We start from the raw sequence: 17,636 nt of genomic DNA on the forward strand, positions 1-17,636 counted from the left end.
GGGCGAACTATGTCAACATGCTGACCGCGATCGCTATGGTCGCCGCCAGCTCGACCACACCCAGCATCACCGCAGTCCAACCGATCCAACTGCCGGTCTCGTGTGGTCGGCGATCTGCTTCGAACAGGCCGAGCAACCCGAAGGCGATTGCTGGGACGGACAGACCGACCAGAGCGCAGAACAAGCCCACCAGCACTGATGTGTTGGTCCGTTCCGCGAAACGGAGTTCCTCACTGGTCGCTGTCGTCACGGAGTAGACATTACTTCGGCGAGCATCCGGGGAAGCGTTATGGCGCGAAGCCGCTCACCCAAACTCCTCCGGGTCACTTCACGTCGATACATGGCCTCCCGGAACCTGGGAGCCGACTGCTGGTAACGCCCTCCTATATCAACCAAACCACTGCATATTGCATCCGAGAAATGAGCCGCCGCAGAAACCGAGGGCGACACCGCACGAATTGATGAACAGCCCGAGGATCGCCCACCGCAGGTCGAGCAACGAAGCGCCTGTTCCGCCACGGCTCGAATCTGTTCAGGTCGGCGACGGCATCGGCGTGAGCTTGTGCGGAGGCTTTGGTTCCGTACCCCGACTAGTGTCGCGTCAGGAATCAACGGGGCGCCATGCCGGCGAGCCGGCATCGATCACGTCATGCTCCTCGGTACGGGCCTTGGGTCATGCCCGCGACAGCTAGTTGCGCACGGCTCCATCAATTGCTCGATCGACTCCGTAGACACCGAGTTCGAGCAGGCGATCAAGGATATCGAGTAGCGCCGTGACGCGCCCTCGGTCGCGAGTCTGCGCCAACCCACGGACCACTAGATCCGAGATGTAATGAGCATGCCCGGCAGCACCAGTCCTGATGTCGGCCACATCATCACCATGGATGTTCAGAAAGTGGTGCGCAGCTAGGTCGACGAGATCGTCGACCTTGTCCGGCGCTTCCTGCAGCGTGATGAGCAGTTGCGGGGTCGCGTGCACGTAGCTTGGTGACGCGATCAAGTCAGCGAGGAACTCGGCGTAAGGACGCAGGTCGTCGCCACGCAGGTGGCCAGCCAGGGTGCCAACCTTCTTCCGAACCTCATCGTCATCGTCATCCATCAGGCGGCGCAGAGTGGACAGCACGAGTTCTGAATCGGCGGATCGATCAACCCTTGCGGCGCAGACCTCAGCCAGCCCGCCTCGAACTTCCACATCGCTGACCAAGGCTCGCTCAACTAGGGCTGGACGACCCCATTGCAGCGCGGCGAATGCCGCCATGCGACCCCCTGCCCTCCGAACCTCGACATCTGTTGAGCTGAGCATGCGATCGATAACCGGATCGATAACTTCTGGATCGGCGTTGCCGATGTAGATCATCAGGTCGTCCAACTTGTCCGAGGCGAGCAGGAGATCGTCGGCGTCGATAAGACGTTCGAAGGCTGCATAGGCCGTTGGCCGTGCATGCCGTAGGCAGGCCGCGATGGTATGGGCGACACAAGCGCGGACACTCAGTACTGGATCGCTCGCCAGCTCGGCGAGGTGCGGGGCTACGAGTTCGGTGCGCGTGCCATCAGAGTCGTGGACCAGGAGGTTGCCGAGCGACTCGGCCAACGTTCCTCGTGAGGTGTTGAATCCGTTCTGGAACAAGTCACGTCCGGGTTGGTGGTCGTCTCGGCGTACGAAGACGGGCGAGTTGTCGACAGGGTCAGGAGCGTGCAGCGCCCGGTCTAGGACCATCTCAACGATGTCGAAGGGTGTCTCGTCATAGAGGTGACGGACCGCCCAGCCAAGCCAGCGGTCACAGTCGTCGAGGCCGAGGCTCATGACGTGACGGATCGCGTCGAAGACAGCGTGCTGCCCTTCCTCTGGAAAAGATGCTTCTCCGAAGCCCCACAGGATCGCAGCGGGATAGGCTGCGTTGGTCTCGGGCGTCAATTGCATGGCCAATCCAGCGAATCGAAGAGGGTCCTCAGCCGTGCGCGCCTTCAGCTGCTGGGCCAACTCGCGCGCACCGCCTACCGCGCTGCCGCAGTCACGGTCGTCGTTGTCGTGCTTTGCCATGGCCTGCAGCCACTGCGCGTTGCTCATCTTGCCTGTGGCTGGGCCATCAATCGGCGACCCGACCGCGTAGATGGTGACGCCGGTCGGTGGCTCGGGCAAATCGCGGTCGAACTTGCGCTGGTACTCCTGTATCCGTCGAAGCCCCAACGGTGATAACCGCCTGCGGTCGAGCGCTGATAGGAATTTGAAGGCGGTGTAGCCGAACGACTGGAGCCTGTGATGGAGGTCGGAAGATTGGTATGTCGCGGGAAGGTCTCGGAGCTGCTCCTCTAGCTGCAGGTGGACCTCATCGCTGACAATCGGCGCGATGGCCTCAACTACCTCGCGCGAGAGCCATTGCAAATCGGATAGGTAGCCCGCTTCCAGGCGGTTGCCGCCTTGGAGAATCAGCTCAGCTGCCCACGGGGCAAAGGTCACGCCCCCAGTAATCAGGGCGCGATACAACAACGACTGCGCCGCGCCGTGGTCGTTAGCGGCCAGGAGCTGCAGCATCGACTCGATGGTTTCCGGCGACGTCTGCGCCCACTCTCCGAGTGCATCCGCCGTCCCGTCGTACAACGCGTCATCGACGTCGACGTACCTCGGCTCCGTTCGAAGCCTCAGGCTGAAATGCCGGTCGCGAAGAAGATCTTGCTCGTGGCGCTCGTAGTGTGTGGCCTCCATGACTGCCAGCAGATGCGGCACGAACGCCTCGGCGAACGCTTGCGGCTCTGCTTTGCACGCTATCTCGATCATCTGAGTAGCGCCGTACTCACGAATGCCAAGGAGGACCACCTTGCCGTCGCTGCCAAGCACCAGAGCAGACGGGCTCTCAACAAAACAGGCCTTGAGCATCTCGATTGCCCAGAGTGGCTGGTGTTCCGCAAGCTCGTGTGCCGAGAGCCAGAAGTTCTGATCGGCTGGGTTGATCTCGCCGGCGCGGACTGCGTCCAGCAACAGCTCGAACAGCTGCCGGTGATGGTGCAGGTCGGCGCGCTGCGTCACCCTACGGAGCCAAGCCACGTAGTCGGGTGACTGGTTCCGCGACATCAGGAGGCCAGCCACCTCGGCGCAATGCTCGGCGCCGGCGTTACCCATCCAGTTAACGCTCCGATCGCGTAGTGCGACTTCGTCGCTGTCCAGCCACCTCTCGATGTGACCCTGGGCGTAGAACGGGCCGAACCAGGTAGGGCGTGCGAGCTGCAGAAACAGCCGTTTCGTGAGCGTGGATTCCCTCTCGGCAAGACGCAGCACAAGTTCGACATCCTCGAGCGTCGGAGCACTGACGTTCACGAATACGGCGACAACCGTCTCCTTAATGTGGAAGCGAACATCTGCGCTGCTGAGGACCGCCTCGACCTCCGTCCGGAACCGATCGGGATCTCGCTCACGGAGAAGCTCGAGGATCTGCCGCACCTGCGCGCGTCGGAACAGTTCTTGCTCCTGGGCGCAAAGGAATTCGACTATCGACTGCTCTCGTGACAGCCACTGGCGGGCGAATGTGAAGTCGAAGAACGTCTCGTGAAAGAAGGAGACCCGGTCGTCTTCGATCGCGATGACCTGTTCGGAGGCGAGAACCCGCGCGTGTTTGATGAAGTCGCCAGGACCGAGGATCTCGACGGGGATGGACAACGTCTGGTTGTCGCTCGCGGTGTTGGCGATCCGGGCCAGCACGTCGTTGAACAACGTTCCGGGCCGTCGCTCCTCGGAGGTCTGTTCTTTGCGCTGCCAGAATGCTTCGAAGAGCGATCCTCGGGAGGTGAAGTTCAGGGCACCTGGCTGGTCGGCGATCGTCTCGAGCAGGACGAGGTTGAGCGGTGACCTGAGGAGTGCACGTTGCGTAGCAGTAAGCAAGTCGGGATCGAGACCCATGGCTGAGACAGCGTCCGCCGCCGCTTCGTCTGGTAGCGGCTCAACGGTCAGGCGCTCGACATCGTTCCGCGTATCGAGTTTGCGGATGCGGTGGTCGTTCTCGACGTCGAATAGTCGGCAGGCCAAGATGACGCGCACCCCGTCAACCGCCGTTGCTTCTTGAATGAGATCGGCAATGACGTCGTAGCGCTCCGAGAGGCGACCGGACGCTAGCGACACGGCGTCGAGTTGGTCGATGATCAGGAAGGCCTCGCGGCCGTCTGCCGCCTGTCGCAGCGCCGCAACCGGCGAGGTCGAGAGGCCCAGCTGAATGCCCAGTTCGACGGTCGAACCGAAGGCGCCACGGCGGTCAAGCCGGAACGCCAATACCTCGGCGTCCTGTGCCTCGAACTCGCGCGCAGCCTGGTAAAGCACAGAACTCTTGCCGCCACCGCCAGCCCCGACAACGAGTGCGAGACGGGTTATTCCCATCAGTTCGACGAGGTCTGCAGCCTCTGTCCTATTGATCGGCGGCGTGAGTAGCTCGCGCTCGATCGTGCCTCGCCAACTCTGGGTCGTCGCTACGACCTGCTCGTGGGAGGTGCGTTGTGCCACCGAGTCGCGCGCCGTGATGCCCTTGCGGGCGAGACTGGCGAGCAGCTCGCGTCGAGTCAGACGCTTTCGGAGATTATCGAGTAGGACGGCGCCAATCGCTGTCGCAATGAGGTCGCCCGCGGCGCCCTCCAAGCTCACATCAGCGAGCATGGTGTTGGTCATGACTAGCTGCTCTTCGACCTCGATCTCGATCCACATACCGCGCAGGGCCTGCCAGGCCCCCTCAGAGCTTCCGAAGACATTCGCCGCAGTCAGCTCATCGAAGATTGGTCTCAACTCGCGCGTGAGCTGATGCGCAACGAACAGCTGTGCGTCCGCCGATTGCCGTGACAGGCCAGTCATGACCCGAAGTGCCCCGCTCGGAGTCATCGAACTGAAGTGGAACTCACGTCCAGCGGCAACGTGGCGAGCAGCTGCCGCCAAGACGCCGCGACCTCTGAGGGCTGCGATCGTCCAGTGATCGGTGATGTTGTTCTGGCGCTTCACCTGGGTCACCGCGATGTCGCCGTGCTCGTTGACGTAGGTGAACTCCGAGCCGTCAGCCAGTTCAGGGTCGATCTCCTCGAGCGTGAGACTGCGGCGCTCGTCCTGGATGCAGAGCAGAGCGTGACGGATGGCCCAGGCCAACTCGTATTTATTGCCTAGCTTGTCCGCGACGCCACCACTGGCGCCGGCCATTCGGGGCGGTGCCGGATGCTGTGGCGTGGGAGTTGCCGCGCTGCTCGACTGTTCGGATTTCTCGATCTCCCCTTCAGATGGATAGGGACGAGGAGTGCCGGTCACAGCAACAGGCTAGTTCCGCCCGGCGACATTCGCCGCCGCGGCCCAATTCCAGTGTTCGGCACACCGTTGACCGGGCTTCCGCCCGGACCCGCAGTCCGGTTGCGGCCACTCTCCCGATCGACGGCGCGAATCCGTCACCGGAACAGGTCTGGCGTGTCATATGTCTCCTCACCCTGTGTCAGCGCGAAGAGGCGTACTTCCCCGACACAGGATCGAGTGTCCCGAAACCTTGGTTGTGACGAACCCCGCTAGTCGGGCTTCATGGCAGATCCACCCAGCTCACACCGTCCCAGAAGTTTGTTCCAGAACAGGGTGCCGAAACCCTGATTCAGAACTAACTTCGGACGAGTGCGCGGTCGATCTCACGCTGAACCGTCCAGTTGCACCTGCCGCGGCGTCAACCAAACAAGGCACGCCCAACATCTGGGTCCTCGAGTCCGAGCGCCGGTTGCACCGGTCCTCTGCATGAGGCCGTCAAGTCCCGTCCCGTCGCAGTTCCAGGTCGGGCGGTATCGATGATGGGACTGCCCCAGTTCGGTTCATTCATCAACCGATCCAGGATGCAATCTCCACAGTTGTGACCTGCGCTGACTGCACCTAGATGCCTGATGTCCGCTGCATAGACTTGCTGCACGGTTAGATTCACAACTTGGCATGAGGAGATCCGATGGCTGCGACGAGTAGGCGCACCGGCCACGATGACCCGGCCGCCCGCCGAGTGCGACTGCGTCTTGTCGCCAACCTCACCGAGGACGACGCCGCTGCCGTCCGTACCGCCGCCGCTCTGTCGCCCGAACAGACCGGCCTCCTGATGCAGCGACTGATCGCGAACCACAAGGTCACCCTCGTCCCGGCACCGGAACGGAAATCCGACAACGGATCCGACGCACTGCTGCCGGCGTTAATCGAACTGCTGGCCAAGGCCAACCCCGACGAGGTTGCGCGGGTCGCATCCGCCGTGACCACCGACGACGACCTCGACTCCGCTGCGTGGGGTCCGCATCCCGCCGCGGCAGAGGCTCTCGAGGCCGTCCTAGGAGACCTCCACGACCAGTACGGTGCCCGCCAGGCCCTCGCAGACAGTGGCCTGACCTGCAAGCAAGCCGCTGCCCTGCTCGGTGTTCGGGAACAGGCGATCACCGCGAAGATCGACGAGGGCAAGCTGATCGGAATCAAGCGCGGCCGCGAGTGGCGACTGCCGGCGTGGCAGTTCGTCCCCGACAACGCCGCCGGCATCGTCCCCGGCCTGGACGAGCTGCAAAAGGTGTTCCCCGGCGGCCCGGTCAGCCTGTCGGCGTGGATGGCCGCCCCCAGCGTCGAGTTCGACGGGCGCACCCCGCTGCAGGATGTGCTCGCGCACGGCCCCGACCGAGTCATCGCACACGCTGCACGCCTCACGGCCTCCGCACGGTGAAGTCGCTCGGCGCCCAGTCGCGACCGCACCTCGGCTCATCCTGCCCTCGAACCCGACTGAACCAATCCGGTCAGCCAGCCTCGGGCCGGCCAAAGAAGTGCACGTTATGGCCGTCCTGGATTGCTCGAACCTCGACCTGCCGAGCGTGCTGGGCATACGCATCTACCTGATCTTGGTTGCGCGATCCGAACACATGACGTCTAAAGGACTACAGAAACCCTGCGTCGACCTGTGGCGGGAACCCGACCGACGACGTAGATTCACATCAATCGGATCTGCTCGGCACAAAAATTACATAGCAGATCCGATTTCCACAGAGCCCCTTCCTGCTCGTTGCAGTCGGATCACCCACCGACACAACCTGTCAGCGGAAGGAGTGGCTCACTTGAATGTCACCGCCATGCTCACCCCGGAGGCCACTTCGTGGTGCGCCAGAGCAGGGGGAGGTGCGCCGACGGCCAGCCCTCGATCCAAGTAAAAAGCCGGCCTTGCCGGGCCGGCTTCTAACTCGTTCAGCGGGTGCAACCGCTGTCCTATCTCATTCGATGAAAGTCGAGGCTTTCGTATGTCTATTTCACCGTACCCATCGGAGCCTGTCAACACAGACGAGACTGCCGACTCGCCCGAACCAATACCGACCAGTCAGCCGGGCCAAAGCACTGAATATCCCGAGGTCGCGGCGGGTGTGTCGGTGAGCGCGCGGCGCGGCGTACGCCGCTACCAATCCGAGATTGCGAAGCTTCTTGCCAATCCGCTCGACCGAAAGACGACACTCGAATCTCTCTCGAACCCTGCGGTTCGCCGGTCCGCTATCAGTGGGTGTCTCGCCGCCACATGGAACGGGCACCGAGTAGTGATCAAGCGGCCGAGTTTCCTTGCGAGAGTCCCTTTGGACCAGTTGCTTCCGGTCCGGCGGCTCGGTTCGAATCCGGATGCACGGTCGAACCTCTGCATTCACACGACCCGACGAGGCTCGGTCCCGCATGTGGTGTGGGCCGAGTCGAAGCTTGAGGCGCTGTGGATGGTCGAACTCGATCGCCTTCACGGTGACTACGAGTCCCAAGCATGTGCGCTGGTATGGCCTGTGGGTGAGCGGATGGTCATCCAGTTCCCGGACCTCGTCGTACGATCGGGCTCGACCACAGCGATCTGGAGTGTGCGCAGCGCTCGCAGGCGCTCGGAGTACGCGTCGTTCATGCTCAGCGTTCTGATACCAGAAACCGCAGCAGCACATGGACTCTCATATCATCTCGCCGGCGACATATCCTTGCAGCGTGCCGCAAACCTACGGGTAATGGACGCTTTGCGATGGAAGTCCTCCGTCACCTCACAGTCCGGATGGGCCAACGTCGTGGCCACCCGGCCTACCACGCTCGGCGCAGTCGTCGAGGCCGCGGGCGGCGGCGCGTATGGTCGCGCCATTGCACTGCGCGGTCTCGCGCAAGTTCACTACGACACCGATCTCGAACGCCCCTTCGGCCGCACGAGTGCGGTGGTGTGGCGATGAAGGCGGACGAGTTCGGCCCGGGGTCACTGCTCGAGATTGACGGTATGACCGCAGTCGTCGAGAGCATTGCCGTCCGAGGGGGATCGGTGGCGGTAACGGTACGTGAAGAGGAATCTGGCGAGCTTCATGAAATCTCGCTCGCCGACGCGATCCGATTGGTTCGGTTGTTCGCACGAGTCGCCACCCCACGAGTGTCGGAGCCGGGAGATGTACTAGACGATCTACCCGACCATGCCCGATCAACTGCGTTGGATCGTGCAAAGCACGTGCGGCAGATCATCTTCGGCGATCCAGATGACTCAGACCGACGATACTCGAAGGTATCGACGACCGAGCCTCAGCGGCTTGAGGCCAAGGCTGCAGAACTCCGTGGGGTACGTGGGTACTCACGAGCGAATCTCTACCGATTCGTCGCTGCGTTCAAGTCCGGTGGCGTACGCGCTCTCGCGCCATATCAACCTGAGGGGCCCACAGGGGCCGATCCTCGGCGGGGACTCGGTGAAGCCACTCTCGACGTGGTCCACCGCGAGCTCATGGGCCTCGCTCGTCATGGGTCCACCATCAACGTGCAGGCTCGGATAACTCGGATTCGGCGAGCGCTTTCCTCCGATGGGATCGATGACCCCATGTTGACCCCAGGCCGACTCGAAGCAGTAGTTCGTGCGATCTCGAAAGATCTCAGGCTGGGCTCGACGGCGAAGACACGACGGCAGTTGCTCGCCCGCGCGGCACGCGGCAATCGACGAGCGGCCCCTGCATTCCCCGGTGAGCGCGTCGAAGTCGACTCGACCTGGATGAACACGCTCGTTACCTGCCCGCAGACGGGTCGCGAGTTCCGCCCGTGGATCTGTGTTGCGGTCGATATCGCCACCCGCCTGACGACGGTCCGAGTTACACCCGGCACTCCATCTGGTCGAGATATTCGGCTCCTGCTCTTCGATGTCATGGCGCCACTCGTGCTTCCCGACCACCCGCGACCGCACCTGCCCATTCTCGGTGTGCCCCAGTCGGTCAGCGTCCCTGGATTCGAGATTGGGACGCTGGTTACCGACAATGGCGCCGAGTACGCGAATCGCGGCATCGTTGATCTCTGCGCCCGCGTGGGCATCTCCATCGAGCTTGGTCGCACGAAACGCGGCATGGACAAACCGCATGTCGAATCGGCGAATCGCATCCTCGACATCATGCAGCAGGACCTTCCCGGCTACGTAGGACGATCGGCAGAACATCGAGGCTCGGCCGTTAATCCCGAACTTTCACTGGCAGCGCTGCAGGAGATCTGCCGGGAGTGGGCCGCAACCGTATACGCCCACCGCCCTCATTCGGGGCTTCCCACCCTCACGAGCCCTGGGAAGTACTACACCCCGATGCAAGCGTATGAGGTCGCAATCCGGCGCGGCGGCCGCATCGACGTCAGTCCGCACCCTGACGACATCTTCGGGTTCCTCGAGAGCAGGGAATGCGCGATCTCCTCCGACGGTGTGCACCTGGCCGGATTTCGATACTTCGGCGACTGCTTGCGTGATGCAGTCAACGAGCGAATCACCCCAACGTCGAGGCTGGGAAATCGGCGCCGCTTCTACTTGGACACCTACGACAGGTCTCGAATCTTCTTCCGGGACGATGACGGTCGTTGGCACACCCTGTTCGCGATTCACACCACCGGGGAAGCGATCCCGGCATTCAGTGATGTACTTGCCAAGGACTTGGCCACACACCTTGGTGGGCTTCACGGACGTCGAGTTCGCGGAGACGTCGCAGTCGCATTCTCCGAGTTCATCGACGACTGCGCAACGCGACACCCAATCAAATGGTCCAAGGATCGACACCGAGTAGCCGATGCCCTCCCCGACCCAATCGGGAGTACCGGTAGCGCCGGTATCCCAGCCTTGCCTGAACTCCAGCCCCCGCCTGAGGATCTTGCACTGTTCGGTCACTGGACTGACCTCGACGACGAGGACGACACGGAGGACTGGTCATGATGAGCTATGCGGCCGACAGCGCGCCAGCGGTGCTCCAGAACCGGGCCGACTGGCCACGTCTGTATCGGCGGGCTCCCATCGACCGTCCGCCCTGTGGCCTCGACGGCGACCCCACGCAACTGCAACGGTGGATCGACCGCCTCACCCCACTGGAAACACCGGACATCGCACGGATCGAGGCGGCCATGCTCGAGGTCATTGCCGTCAATACCGACCGTGGTGGCGGCGCTCGGCGCTGGCTCGGCATCGACGGTCCACCGATGGCCGGCAAGACGCATGCGACTGCCACAGCGATGCTGCGAGTCCACGACCATCTACTCAAGTCGCCACCCCCACCGATCGCGAGAGGCGTTCGAGCTGAGCACATTCCGGTGGTTTATGTCTCGGATCAGGGGGCGAGCTGGTCACGACTGATGCGCTCGATCGCCGGATTCGTGGGCTTGCCGCAATCGAAGTCCGAAACCGGACCCGACATCCTCACACGGCTGCGAGAGGTCCTTCCCCTCCTGGGTACCCGACTGATCGTTGTCGACGACGCACACATGCTGCGCAGGGTGGGCGCGGCGCGTGACCTGACCGACTCGCTCAAACTCACCCTCGACGCACTGCCTGTCAGCTTCGTCTATGTCGGCGCCGGCCTGCACGACAGCGCCCTCCTCCGCCGAACAGACTCCGCCGGCGGCGGATACTCTGCGGCCCAGCAGATGGCTGGCCGAATGAATCGCTGCGCACTCAATTCCTTCGACCCCACAGTCGACGCGGACATCAACCGCTGGCACCGGCGGCTGCATCCATTGATAAAACGCCTCGAACAGATCAAAGGCTTCGACTCCACCGAGTTGCGCAGTAGTGAATTCAGCCATCGCCTATTCCACATCGCCGACGGCCTCACCGGCGCATCGATCGACCTCCTCAAGGACTGCAGCAAGAAGGCCATCGGAAAGAAGCGAAGCCCGCAGATCTCCGACCTTGACGGCCTCGAAGCACTCGCCATCGAAGGAGCACACCCATGATTCCGATCGTTGCCGACCCGAACGAGGGCGAATCGCTCGACTCCTGGCTCGAGTACCTCGCCGACCTGAATCACTGTCGGCCTCGGGACATCTCAGGGAGAATCGACAAGAACCCCAGCCAAAGTGCCTGTCTTAGCAATGTCGCAGACGGCCCAGTTCTGACACTACTGTCGGCCACCACCGGGATACCAACATCCACTCTCGAACGATGCACCACACAGGTCTACGAACAGTTCGGCCTCCGCACCTCCGTCCGCGCCTACCAAGGATCGGGGACCTGGTTCATGCGAAACGACAGCGGCTACTGCCCCACCTGCCTTCGCGAAGACGACCTACGGTGGCAACTGTCCTGGCATGTTCGATGGACATCTGTCTGCACGCGTCACCTCACAGTGATCTGCGACGCGTGTCCGCATTGCGGAGGCCGGATACGGGCCACCACGATCGCCCATCCTCGCCGTACCTCGTCACCCCGTTCGAACTGGCGAGCCAAGCAGTGCCCCTACGGATGCTCGACCGAGACACTTGCCCAAGCCGACGTCACCGTTGTGGACGAAGGTTCGGAAGCAGTTCGCGGCCAACAATGGATCAACAAGGTCATCAAGGACGGAGAGGCAACCTGCGCGTACACGCAGGGCCGCCGCGTAAGCGCCCAGACGGTATTCGCCGATCTCGCCGTCCTCACCCGGCATGCGTTGTATGCCCTGACGCCGAAGGGAAAACTAGCTGGGACCGAGAGCGATGAGACCGAGGCAACCAGATCGAATTCTCGACTGTTGAGATTCGTCACCAGTGCCGACTTCCTGGAAGCCCGCGTGATGGCAATGGAGGTTCTTCACGAGCCGGACAGTCACCACTCCTGGCTCACTCGCGACCGAGTAAACAGGATCATCCAACGCGACGGACGTGGACAACGACTCCGCATCTCCGCTCCTCTGAGACGCACCCTCGGGCTACACAGCCACCTACCCACGTACGTCAGTACGCAACCAGAACGCGACGCAATCGGACGGCTACGAACCCAACATGCCACCATCGGAGTTGAGTACCTCGTCGAGTCAGCAATCGACCAGATGAACCTGTCCGCCTCCTTGTGGCCGACAGTGCGAGTTCAAGCCCCGAAACTCCCACCCCGCATCGAACGCAGCTTCGCGATCACCGGACCGATCCTGCTCGCGGGTCTCGGCCGACACCCGCACTGGTCAAGACTGGCGCGAGAGTTTGGGCTCGACGCTGACGAGCCAACCCTGCGCAGAACCATGGCTCAGCTCATCACGAATGAATGCGGAAGCGACGCGCTCGACTACCTTCTTGAGCTCCATGCACACCTGGGCGCCTATCCACCGCCGATCGACTACCGCAGGCGCCGACGATTGTTCCCCAACCCCACCGGCATTTCCGGCAACCGAGCCCGGTCCCTCGCTCGGTCCGCCGACGCGTACCTCACCCATGCCTTTCGATGGAAGATCGACAGGTACATCTGGCAACTGCTCACCGGCAACGATCCCTTCGTCACAAATGGAGTTGCTCTCCTTCACGGGCCGGCTGCGTATGCGTACCGGAAGTTTGTCCACACCATGCAGGATCCGCTACGAGCACATGCCGGGGAAGTCGCACAACGACTCCTACTGCGGCATCGCATTGGAGAGCCAGTGACGTACCAGCCTCGTTGGGACCATCAACAGCGCTGCTGGTCACCAGAAGGCCACTGCGACCACTACTTACCGGATACCGGACGCAACGACCTTCGACGAAGCAGCCTGTCCCTTGCCGCGGCTGTCTCCACGGCAGGCGATGCCGAAGAACTGGTACACCTCGCGCTCGCGGGCGAGCCCATCCTTGCCCGCAGACTCACGAGGTTCATCGACACCGCACACTTGCCGGATCTCAAGTCCGCAGGCGATGTATTGGGGGTGCAGCCGCTTCAGGTCACAAAGGAGCGCTCGTACTTGGCGGATGGCCTTGGTGATGATCTCTACACTGCAACGCTCCCGAAGATGCTGTCGTCAGCTGGATCCGAACTCCTCGACCTTGCTCGCCCCCACCGCGACCGCCTTCGTGAGATCGGACGAGACGCACCTGGCCGGCGCGACCCAGCCGACGGCCCGAACAGTGCTGTAGACGAAGCGCAGTACCAGCGAAAAACCCGCCGCCGCTACCGACCCACCGCCAACGGCATACCCGAACAGCATTGCCCCATACCAGATTCCCTGCCTGACAACGAGATCACCGCACTCATGCGCCAATACCCGATGCTCAGCACTGCAGGAGTCCGAAGACTACTTCGCCCACGTGATCCGGCACCGAAATCACTTGCCGACCAGGGAACTGTCATCAATTTTCAGTTCGGGCATGCCCTGTACTATCCGGCGTTCCAGTTCGACACCCGCACCCGCTACGTTCGCCCTGTCGTCGGAGAGATCAACGAACACTTCGGCACGTCCACCGGTCCACTCGCCGTAGCCCGCTGGTGGTTCGCGACGCAAGTCACAGAAACCGACGGGAGATCACCGGCGGAACTCGCGATCGAAGGCTCTCACGACGACGCTCTCCGACGGGCATGCCGGATGCACGACGACTGCTAGGTCAAGTTCAGACCGGGCGGGCCGTGCTATGCGGCCCGCCGATGCGTGTTGAACACGCCTTCCACGTCCAGCCCGGGGTTGCAGCGCGTGCGGATCCACACGCGAGCTCTCGTCGACCCGCGAACTGAACCCACGACTTGTCACATGACGGCAGTCTCAACAATCCGTCAAATGTCCGATTTTTGTCTCAACATCTCAACATGTCCGATTTTTGTCTCAAGTTTCGGTGTCTGCGGCAACTCGCTCAGCCCCGCGCCATGTCCACGAACCGCGAGTAGTGAAGCTGGTGTGCCACAGTGATTGTCGCGGTGGGACCACCACGGTGCTTGCCGAGGATGATGTCCGCCTCGCCGCCGCGCGGGTCGTCCCGCTCGAAGGCGTCGGGCCGGTGCAGGAGCATGACCATGTCGGCGTCCTGCTCGAGCGAGCCGGACTCACGGAGGTCGGAGACCTGGGGGCGCTTGTCCGTCCGCTGTTCCGGACCACGGTTGAGCTGACAGATCGCCACCACGGGGACCTCGAGTTCCTTCGCCAGCAGCTTCAGCGAACGGGAGAACTCCGAGACCTCCTGCTGGCGGGACTCGACCTTCTTGCCCGACGTCATCAGCTGCAGGTAGTCGAGGACCACCAGCTTGATGTCGTGCTTCTGCTTGAGCCGGCGGGCCTTCGCCCGGATCTCCATCATTGTCAGGTTGGGGGAGTCGTCGATGAACATCGGCGCCTCGCTGATCTCGCTCATCCGCCGTGCCAGCTTGGTCCAGTCCTCGTCGGTCATCTTTCCCGACTTCATGTCCGACAGCTTGATCTTCGCCTCGGCCGAGAGCAGTCGCATGACGATCTCGGTCTTGCCCATCTCGAGCGAGAAGATGACGCTGGGCATCCCGTGCTTGATCGAGCAGGACCGCATGAAGTCCATGCCGATGGTCGACTTACCGACACCGGGCCGCGCCGCCACGATGATCATCTGCCCGGGGTGCAGCCCGTTGGTGATCTCGTCTAGCTCGCTGAAGCCGGTCGGCACGCCCAGCGAGATGCCGCCGCGGGTGGCGATGGAGTCGATCTCGTCCATCGTCGGCTGGAGCAGCTCCTCGAGCGGCACGAAGTCGTCGGAGGTGCGGCGCTCGGTGACCTCGTAGACCTCGGCCTGGGCCCGGTCCACCACCTCGGCCACGTCCTGGCCCTCGGAGCCCGCGTAGCCGAACTGCACGATGCGGGTGCCGGCCTCGACCAGCCGGCGCAGGATCGACTTCTCCGCGACGATCTCCGCGTAGTAGCCGGCGTTGGCGGCGGTGGGCACGGTCTGGGTCAGCGTCACCAGGTACGGCGCACCGCCCACCCTGCGCAGCTCGCCGCGACGCTCCAGCTCTGCCGAGACGGTCACCGGGTCCGCCGGCTCACCGCGGGAGTACAGGTCCAGGATCGCGTCGTAGACGTTCTGGTGGGCGGGCCGGTAGAAGTCGCCGGGCCGGAGCCGCTCCAGGACGTCCGCGATGGCGTCCTTGCTCAGCAGCATGCCGCCGAGCACCGACATCTCGGCCGCCATGTCCTGCGGGGGCTGACGACCGAAGTCTTCACCCGGCGCCGGTTCCTGCGGTCCCGAATAGTCCGAGTGTCCACGATCATCGACAACCGCCACGGCGATACGCCCTTCCCCACAGTTCGGGCGCCGTCCGCAGCTGCTTCCGGATCACCCTGCACGCAATAGATACGCGCACCCACCGACATCTGAATCCAGCCGGGTCCCGAGGGGTCCCGCACGGCCGTCGGCGGACGCGCCCGCTCGAGGTTATGCACAGACCAGCCCGGGGACAACACCGACTGTGTGCACAGCTGTGGATAAATTGTGGAATGCACAGGAACGGGTTGTTGATGCCCTGGGGACAACCTGAGGATAACGAGTATCACATCTCGGATCCCTGCAGGTAGCGGGCCGTTTTTTCGTTCACACCCCTGTGAATGGAAAGTCGTTCGGCGTGTCGCCGGGGACGAGCGGCCGGGCGTGGCGCCGACTTGAACCTTCTCACACATGATTTGGCACACAGTGACATATCACACAAACTGGACGCTCGTTTAGGTTGCCATCACAATCTCCTGGTCAGGCCCTGGAACCGGCTCCGCGGCACCCCAGGGGGCCGCGCCCTGGAGAAGAAAAGGGCCCCGCAGACCGGAGTCTGCGGGGCCCTTCCTCGAGCGTGGGGTCGGACTAGCCGGCGACCACGTTCAGGTGGAACTTGGCAACGACGTCGGGGTGCAGGTTCACAACCACGGCGTGCTTGCCGGTCGCCTTGATGTGCGCCTTCGGCAGCTCGAGGCTGCGCTTGTCGACAACCGGGCCGCCGGCTGCCTTGATGGCGGCGGCAACGTCGGCGGCGGTGACCGAGCCGAACAGCTTGCCCGAGTCGCCGGCCGTCTTGACGGTCAGCGAGACACCCTCGAGGCCCTCGATCGCGGCCTTGATCTCCTTGGCGTGGTCGAGTCCGCGCACGGCGCGGGCTTCCTGCGCACGGCGGATGCCTTCGACCTGCTTCTCGGCGCCACGAGTGGCGACGATCGCGAGACCGCGGGGCAGCAGGTAGTTACGGCCGTAACCGTCCTTGACCTCGACGGTGTCGCCGGGGACACCGAGGTTGTCCACGTCTGCAGTGAGGATCAGCTTCATGTCTTCCCTTTCCTTAGCGAGCCGTCGAGACGTAAGGAAGCAGTGCGACCTCACGCGAGTTCTTCACGGCAACTGCCACGTCCCGCTGGTGCTGGACGCAGTTGCCGGTGACACGCCGCGCGCGGATCTTGCCGCGGTCGCTGACGTACTTACGCAGCAGCGTCGTGTCCTTGTAGTTGATCAGCGTGTTCTTCTCTTTACAGAACGCGCAGACCTTTTTCTTCATCACCTTGTCGCGCAACGGCGGCTTCGGCATTGGTCTTCTCCGTACTTCTCAATGTTCGTTCGCGTTCGAACCCACGCTCGCGAGGAGCTGAGATCAGAACGGGGGTTCGTCGTTTCCACCACCGCCGCCGAAGGAGCCGGACGCCTGGGGCGCGCTGCCCCAGGGGTCGTCTCCACCGGTGTTGGCGGCCGGGCGGGAACCGCCCTGGCCACCCGAGGAGCCGCCGAACCCGCCTCCGCCGCCGCCACCACCGCGGTTGGCCTTGTTGACCTTCGCGGTTGCGTAGCGGAGCGAGGGGCCGATCTCGTCGACCTCGAGTTCCACGACAGTGCGCTTCTCGCCCTCACGGGTTTCGTAGGACCGCTGCTTGAGCCGGCCGCTGACGATCACCCGAGAACCGCGAGTCAGGGACTCGGCCACGTTCTCTGCTGCCTCGCGCCAGATGTTGCAGCGCAGGAACAGTGCCTCGCCGTCCTTCCATTCGTTGGAATTACGGTCGAAGGTGCGGGGTGTCGATGCGACGGTGAAGTTCGCAACGGCCGCGCCCGCGGGGGTGAATCGAAGCTCGGGATCAGCCGTCAAGTTTCCGATGACGGTGATCACGGTGTCGCCTGCCATGTGGCTCCTCCTGCAGTGGGTGGAATCTGACTTGCGTCGAGCCTATGACTCGACACAGACAGACGTCACTTGTTGTGGCGCAGAACCTTGGTGCGGAGCACCGACTCGTTCAGGCCGAGCTGGCGATCCAGCTCTGCAACAGTGGCCGGGGTGGCACTGATGTCGACAACCGCGTAGATGCCTTCGCTGTTCTTGGCGATCTCGTAGGCGAGACGACGCTTTCCCCAGACGTCGACCTTGTCGACCTTGCCGCCTTCCTGGCGAACAACATTGAGGAACGTATCCAGCGACGGAGCGACGGTGCGCTCGTCCAGGCTGGGGTCAAGGATGACCATCAATTCGTAATGACGCATAAGACCTCAT

12 protein-coding genes are annotated in these 17,636 nt (G+C 63.0%); 5 read left to right on the top strand and 7 right to left on the bottom strand.

The genetic code is table 11. The features are described from left to right. Positions 1-7: 7 nt before the first annotated feature. The gene (locus RT2_RS17620) at positions 8-250 is read right to left on the bottom strand and encodes a hypothetical protein (protein ID WP_072846097.1); all 243 of its coding nucleotides are present in this window, start codon (positions 248-250) and stop codon (positions 8-10) included. A 438-nt stretch (positions 251-688) separates the two neighbouring features. Next, positions 689-5,269, bottom strand: coding sequence for an NACHT domain-containing protein (locus tag RT2_RS17625; RefSeq protein ID WP_217635629.1), 4,581 nt, complete (start codon positions 5,267-5,269; stop codon positions 689-691). Positions 5,270-5,936: 667 nt separating this feature from the next. Here RT2_RS17625 and RT2_RS17630 point away from each other — a divergent pair. From RT2_RS17630 to RT2_RS17645, 5 genes are all read left to right on the top strand, one after another. Then, the gene (locus tag RT2_RS17630) at positions 5,937-6,683 is read left to right on the top strand and encodes a helix-turn-helix domain-containing protein (RefSeq protein ID WP_139191305.1); all 747 of its coding nucleotides are present in this window, start codon (positions 5,937-5,939) and stop codon (positions 6,681-6,683) included. 691 nt (positions 6,684-7,374) lie between these two features. Next, positions 7,375-8,190 (top strand): hypothetical protein, encoded by an 816-nt coding sequence (locus RT2_RS25965; protein WP_169888426.1) that lies wholly within the window; start codon positions 7,375-7,377, stop codon positions 8,188-8,190. Continuing rightward, on the top strand, positions 8,187-10,172 hold the full coding sequence (locus tag RT2_RS25140; RefSeq protein ID WP_169888428.1) for an integrase catalytic domain-containing protein: 1,986 nt from the start codon (positions 8,187-8,189) through the stop codon (positions 10,170-10,172). Before RT2_RS25965 ends, RT2_RS25140 begins: the two co-directional genes overlap by 4 nt. Further along, positions 10,169-11,185 carry an AAA family ATPase gene (locus tag RT2_RS17640; RefSeq protein ID WP_083577457.1) on the top strand — a complete coding sequence of 339 codons (1,017 nt, stop codon included), beginning with the start codon at positions 10,169-10,171 and terminating at the stop codon, positions 11,183-11,185. The genes RT2_RS25140 and RT2_RS17640 overlap by 4 nt, the downstream gene beginning before the upstream one ends. Continuing rightward, the gene (locus tag RT2_RS17645; RefSeq protein WP_072846101.1) at positions 11,182-13,770 is read left to right on the top strand and encodes a TniQ family protein; all 2,589 of its coding nucleotides are present in this window, start codon (positions 11,182-11,184) and stop codon (positions 13,768-13,770) included. The genes RT2_RS17640 and RT2_RS17645 overlap by 4 nt, the downstream gene beginning before the upstream one ends. Before the next feature lie 244 nt (positions 13,771-14,014). On the opposite strand, the gene dnaB is transcribed toward RT2_RS17645, so the two are convergent. From dnaB to rpsF, 5 genes are all read right to left on the bottom strand, one after another. After that, on the bottom strand, positions 14,015-15,406 hold the full coding sequence (dnaB, locus tag RT2_RS17650) for a replicative DNA helicase (protein ID WP_072846102.1): 1,392 nt from the start codon (positions 15,404-15,406) through the stop codon (positions 14,015-14,017). 567 nt (positions 15,407-15,973) lie between these two features. Next, the gene (rplI, locus tag RT2_RS17655) at positions 15,974-16,429 is read right to left on the bottom strand and encodes a 50S ribosomal protein L9 (protein WP_072846103.1); all 456 of its coding nucleotides are present in this window, start codon (positions 16,427-16,429) and stop codon (positions 15,974-15,976) included. Between the two features lie 13 nt (positions 16,430-16,442). Further along, complete coding sequence (gene rpsR, locus RT2_RS17660; RefSeq protein ID WP_072846104.1) at positions 16,443-16,685, bottom strand: 30S ribosomal protein S18; 243 nt, start codon at positions 16,683-16,685, stop codon at positions 16,443-16,445. Positions 16,686-16,748: 63 nt separating this feature from the next. Continuing rightward, entirely contained in the window at positions 16,749-17,273 is a 525-nt protein-coding gene (locus RT2_RS17665; RefSeq protein WP_072846105.1) for a single-stranded DNA-binding protein, read from the bottom strand. Positions 17,274-17,338: 65 nt separating this feature from the next. Then, the gene (gene rpsF / locus RT2_RS17670; protein WP_072846106.1) at positions 17,339-17,626 is read right to left on the bottom strand and encodes a 30S ribosomal protein S6; all 288 of its coding nucleotides are present in this window, start codon (positions 17,624-17,626) and stop codon (positions 17,339-17,341) included. Between the last annotated feature and the right edge of the window lie 10 nt (positions 17,627-17,636).

Source organism: Rhodococcus tukisamuensis NBRC 100609, assembly GCF_001894985.1.
GTDB lineage: Bacteria > Actinomycetota > Actinomycetes > Mycobacteriales > Mycobacteriaceae > Rhodococcus_G > Rhodococcus_G tukisamuensis.

Excerpts from the sequence above, each read along its gene's own strand:
- RT2_RS17630 (WP_139191305.1), top strand. The coding sequence starts at position 5,937 with ATGGCTGCGACGAGTAGGCGCACCGGCCACGATGACCCGGCCGCCCGC.
- RT2_RS25140 (WP_169888428.1), top strand. The coding sequence starts at position 8,187 with ATGAAGGCGGACGAGTTCGGCCCGGGGTCACTGCTCGAGATTGACGGT.
- RT2_RS17640 (WP_083577457.1), top strand. The coding sequence starts at position 10,169 with ATGATGAGCTATGCGGCCGACAGCGCGCCAGCGGTGCTCCAGAACCGG.
- RT2_RS17645 (WP_072846101.1), top strand. The coding sequence starts at position 11,182 with ATGATTCCGATCGTTGCCGACCCGAACGAGGGCGAATCGCTCGACTCC.
- rplI (WP_072846103.1), bottom strand. The coding sequence starts at position 16,429 with ATGAAGCTGATCCTCACTGCAGACGTGGACAACCTCGGTGTCCCCGGC.
- rpsR (WP_072846104.1), bottom strand. The coding sequence starts at position 16,685 with ATGCCGAAGCCGCCGTTGCGCGACAAGGTGATGAAGAAAAAGGTCTGC.
- RT2_RS17665 (WP_072846105.1), bottom strand. The coding sequence starts at position 17,273 with ATGGCAGGCGACACCGTGATCACCGTCATCGGAAACTTGACGGCTGAT.
- rpsF (WP_072846106.1), bottom strand. The coding sequence starts at position 17,626 with ATGCGTCATTACGAATTGATGGTCATCCTTGACCCCAGCCTGGACGAG.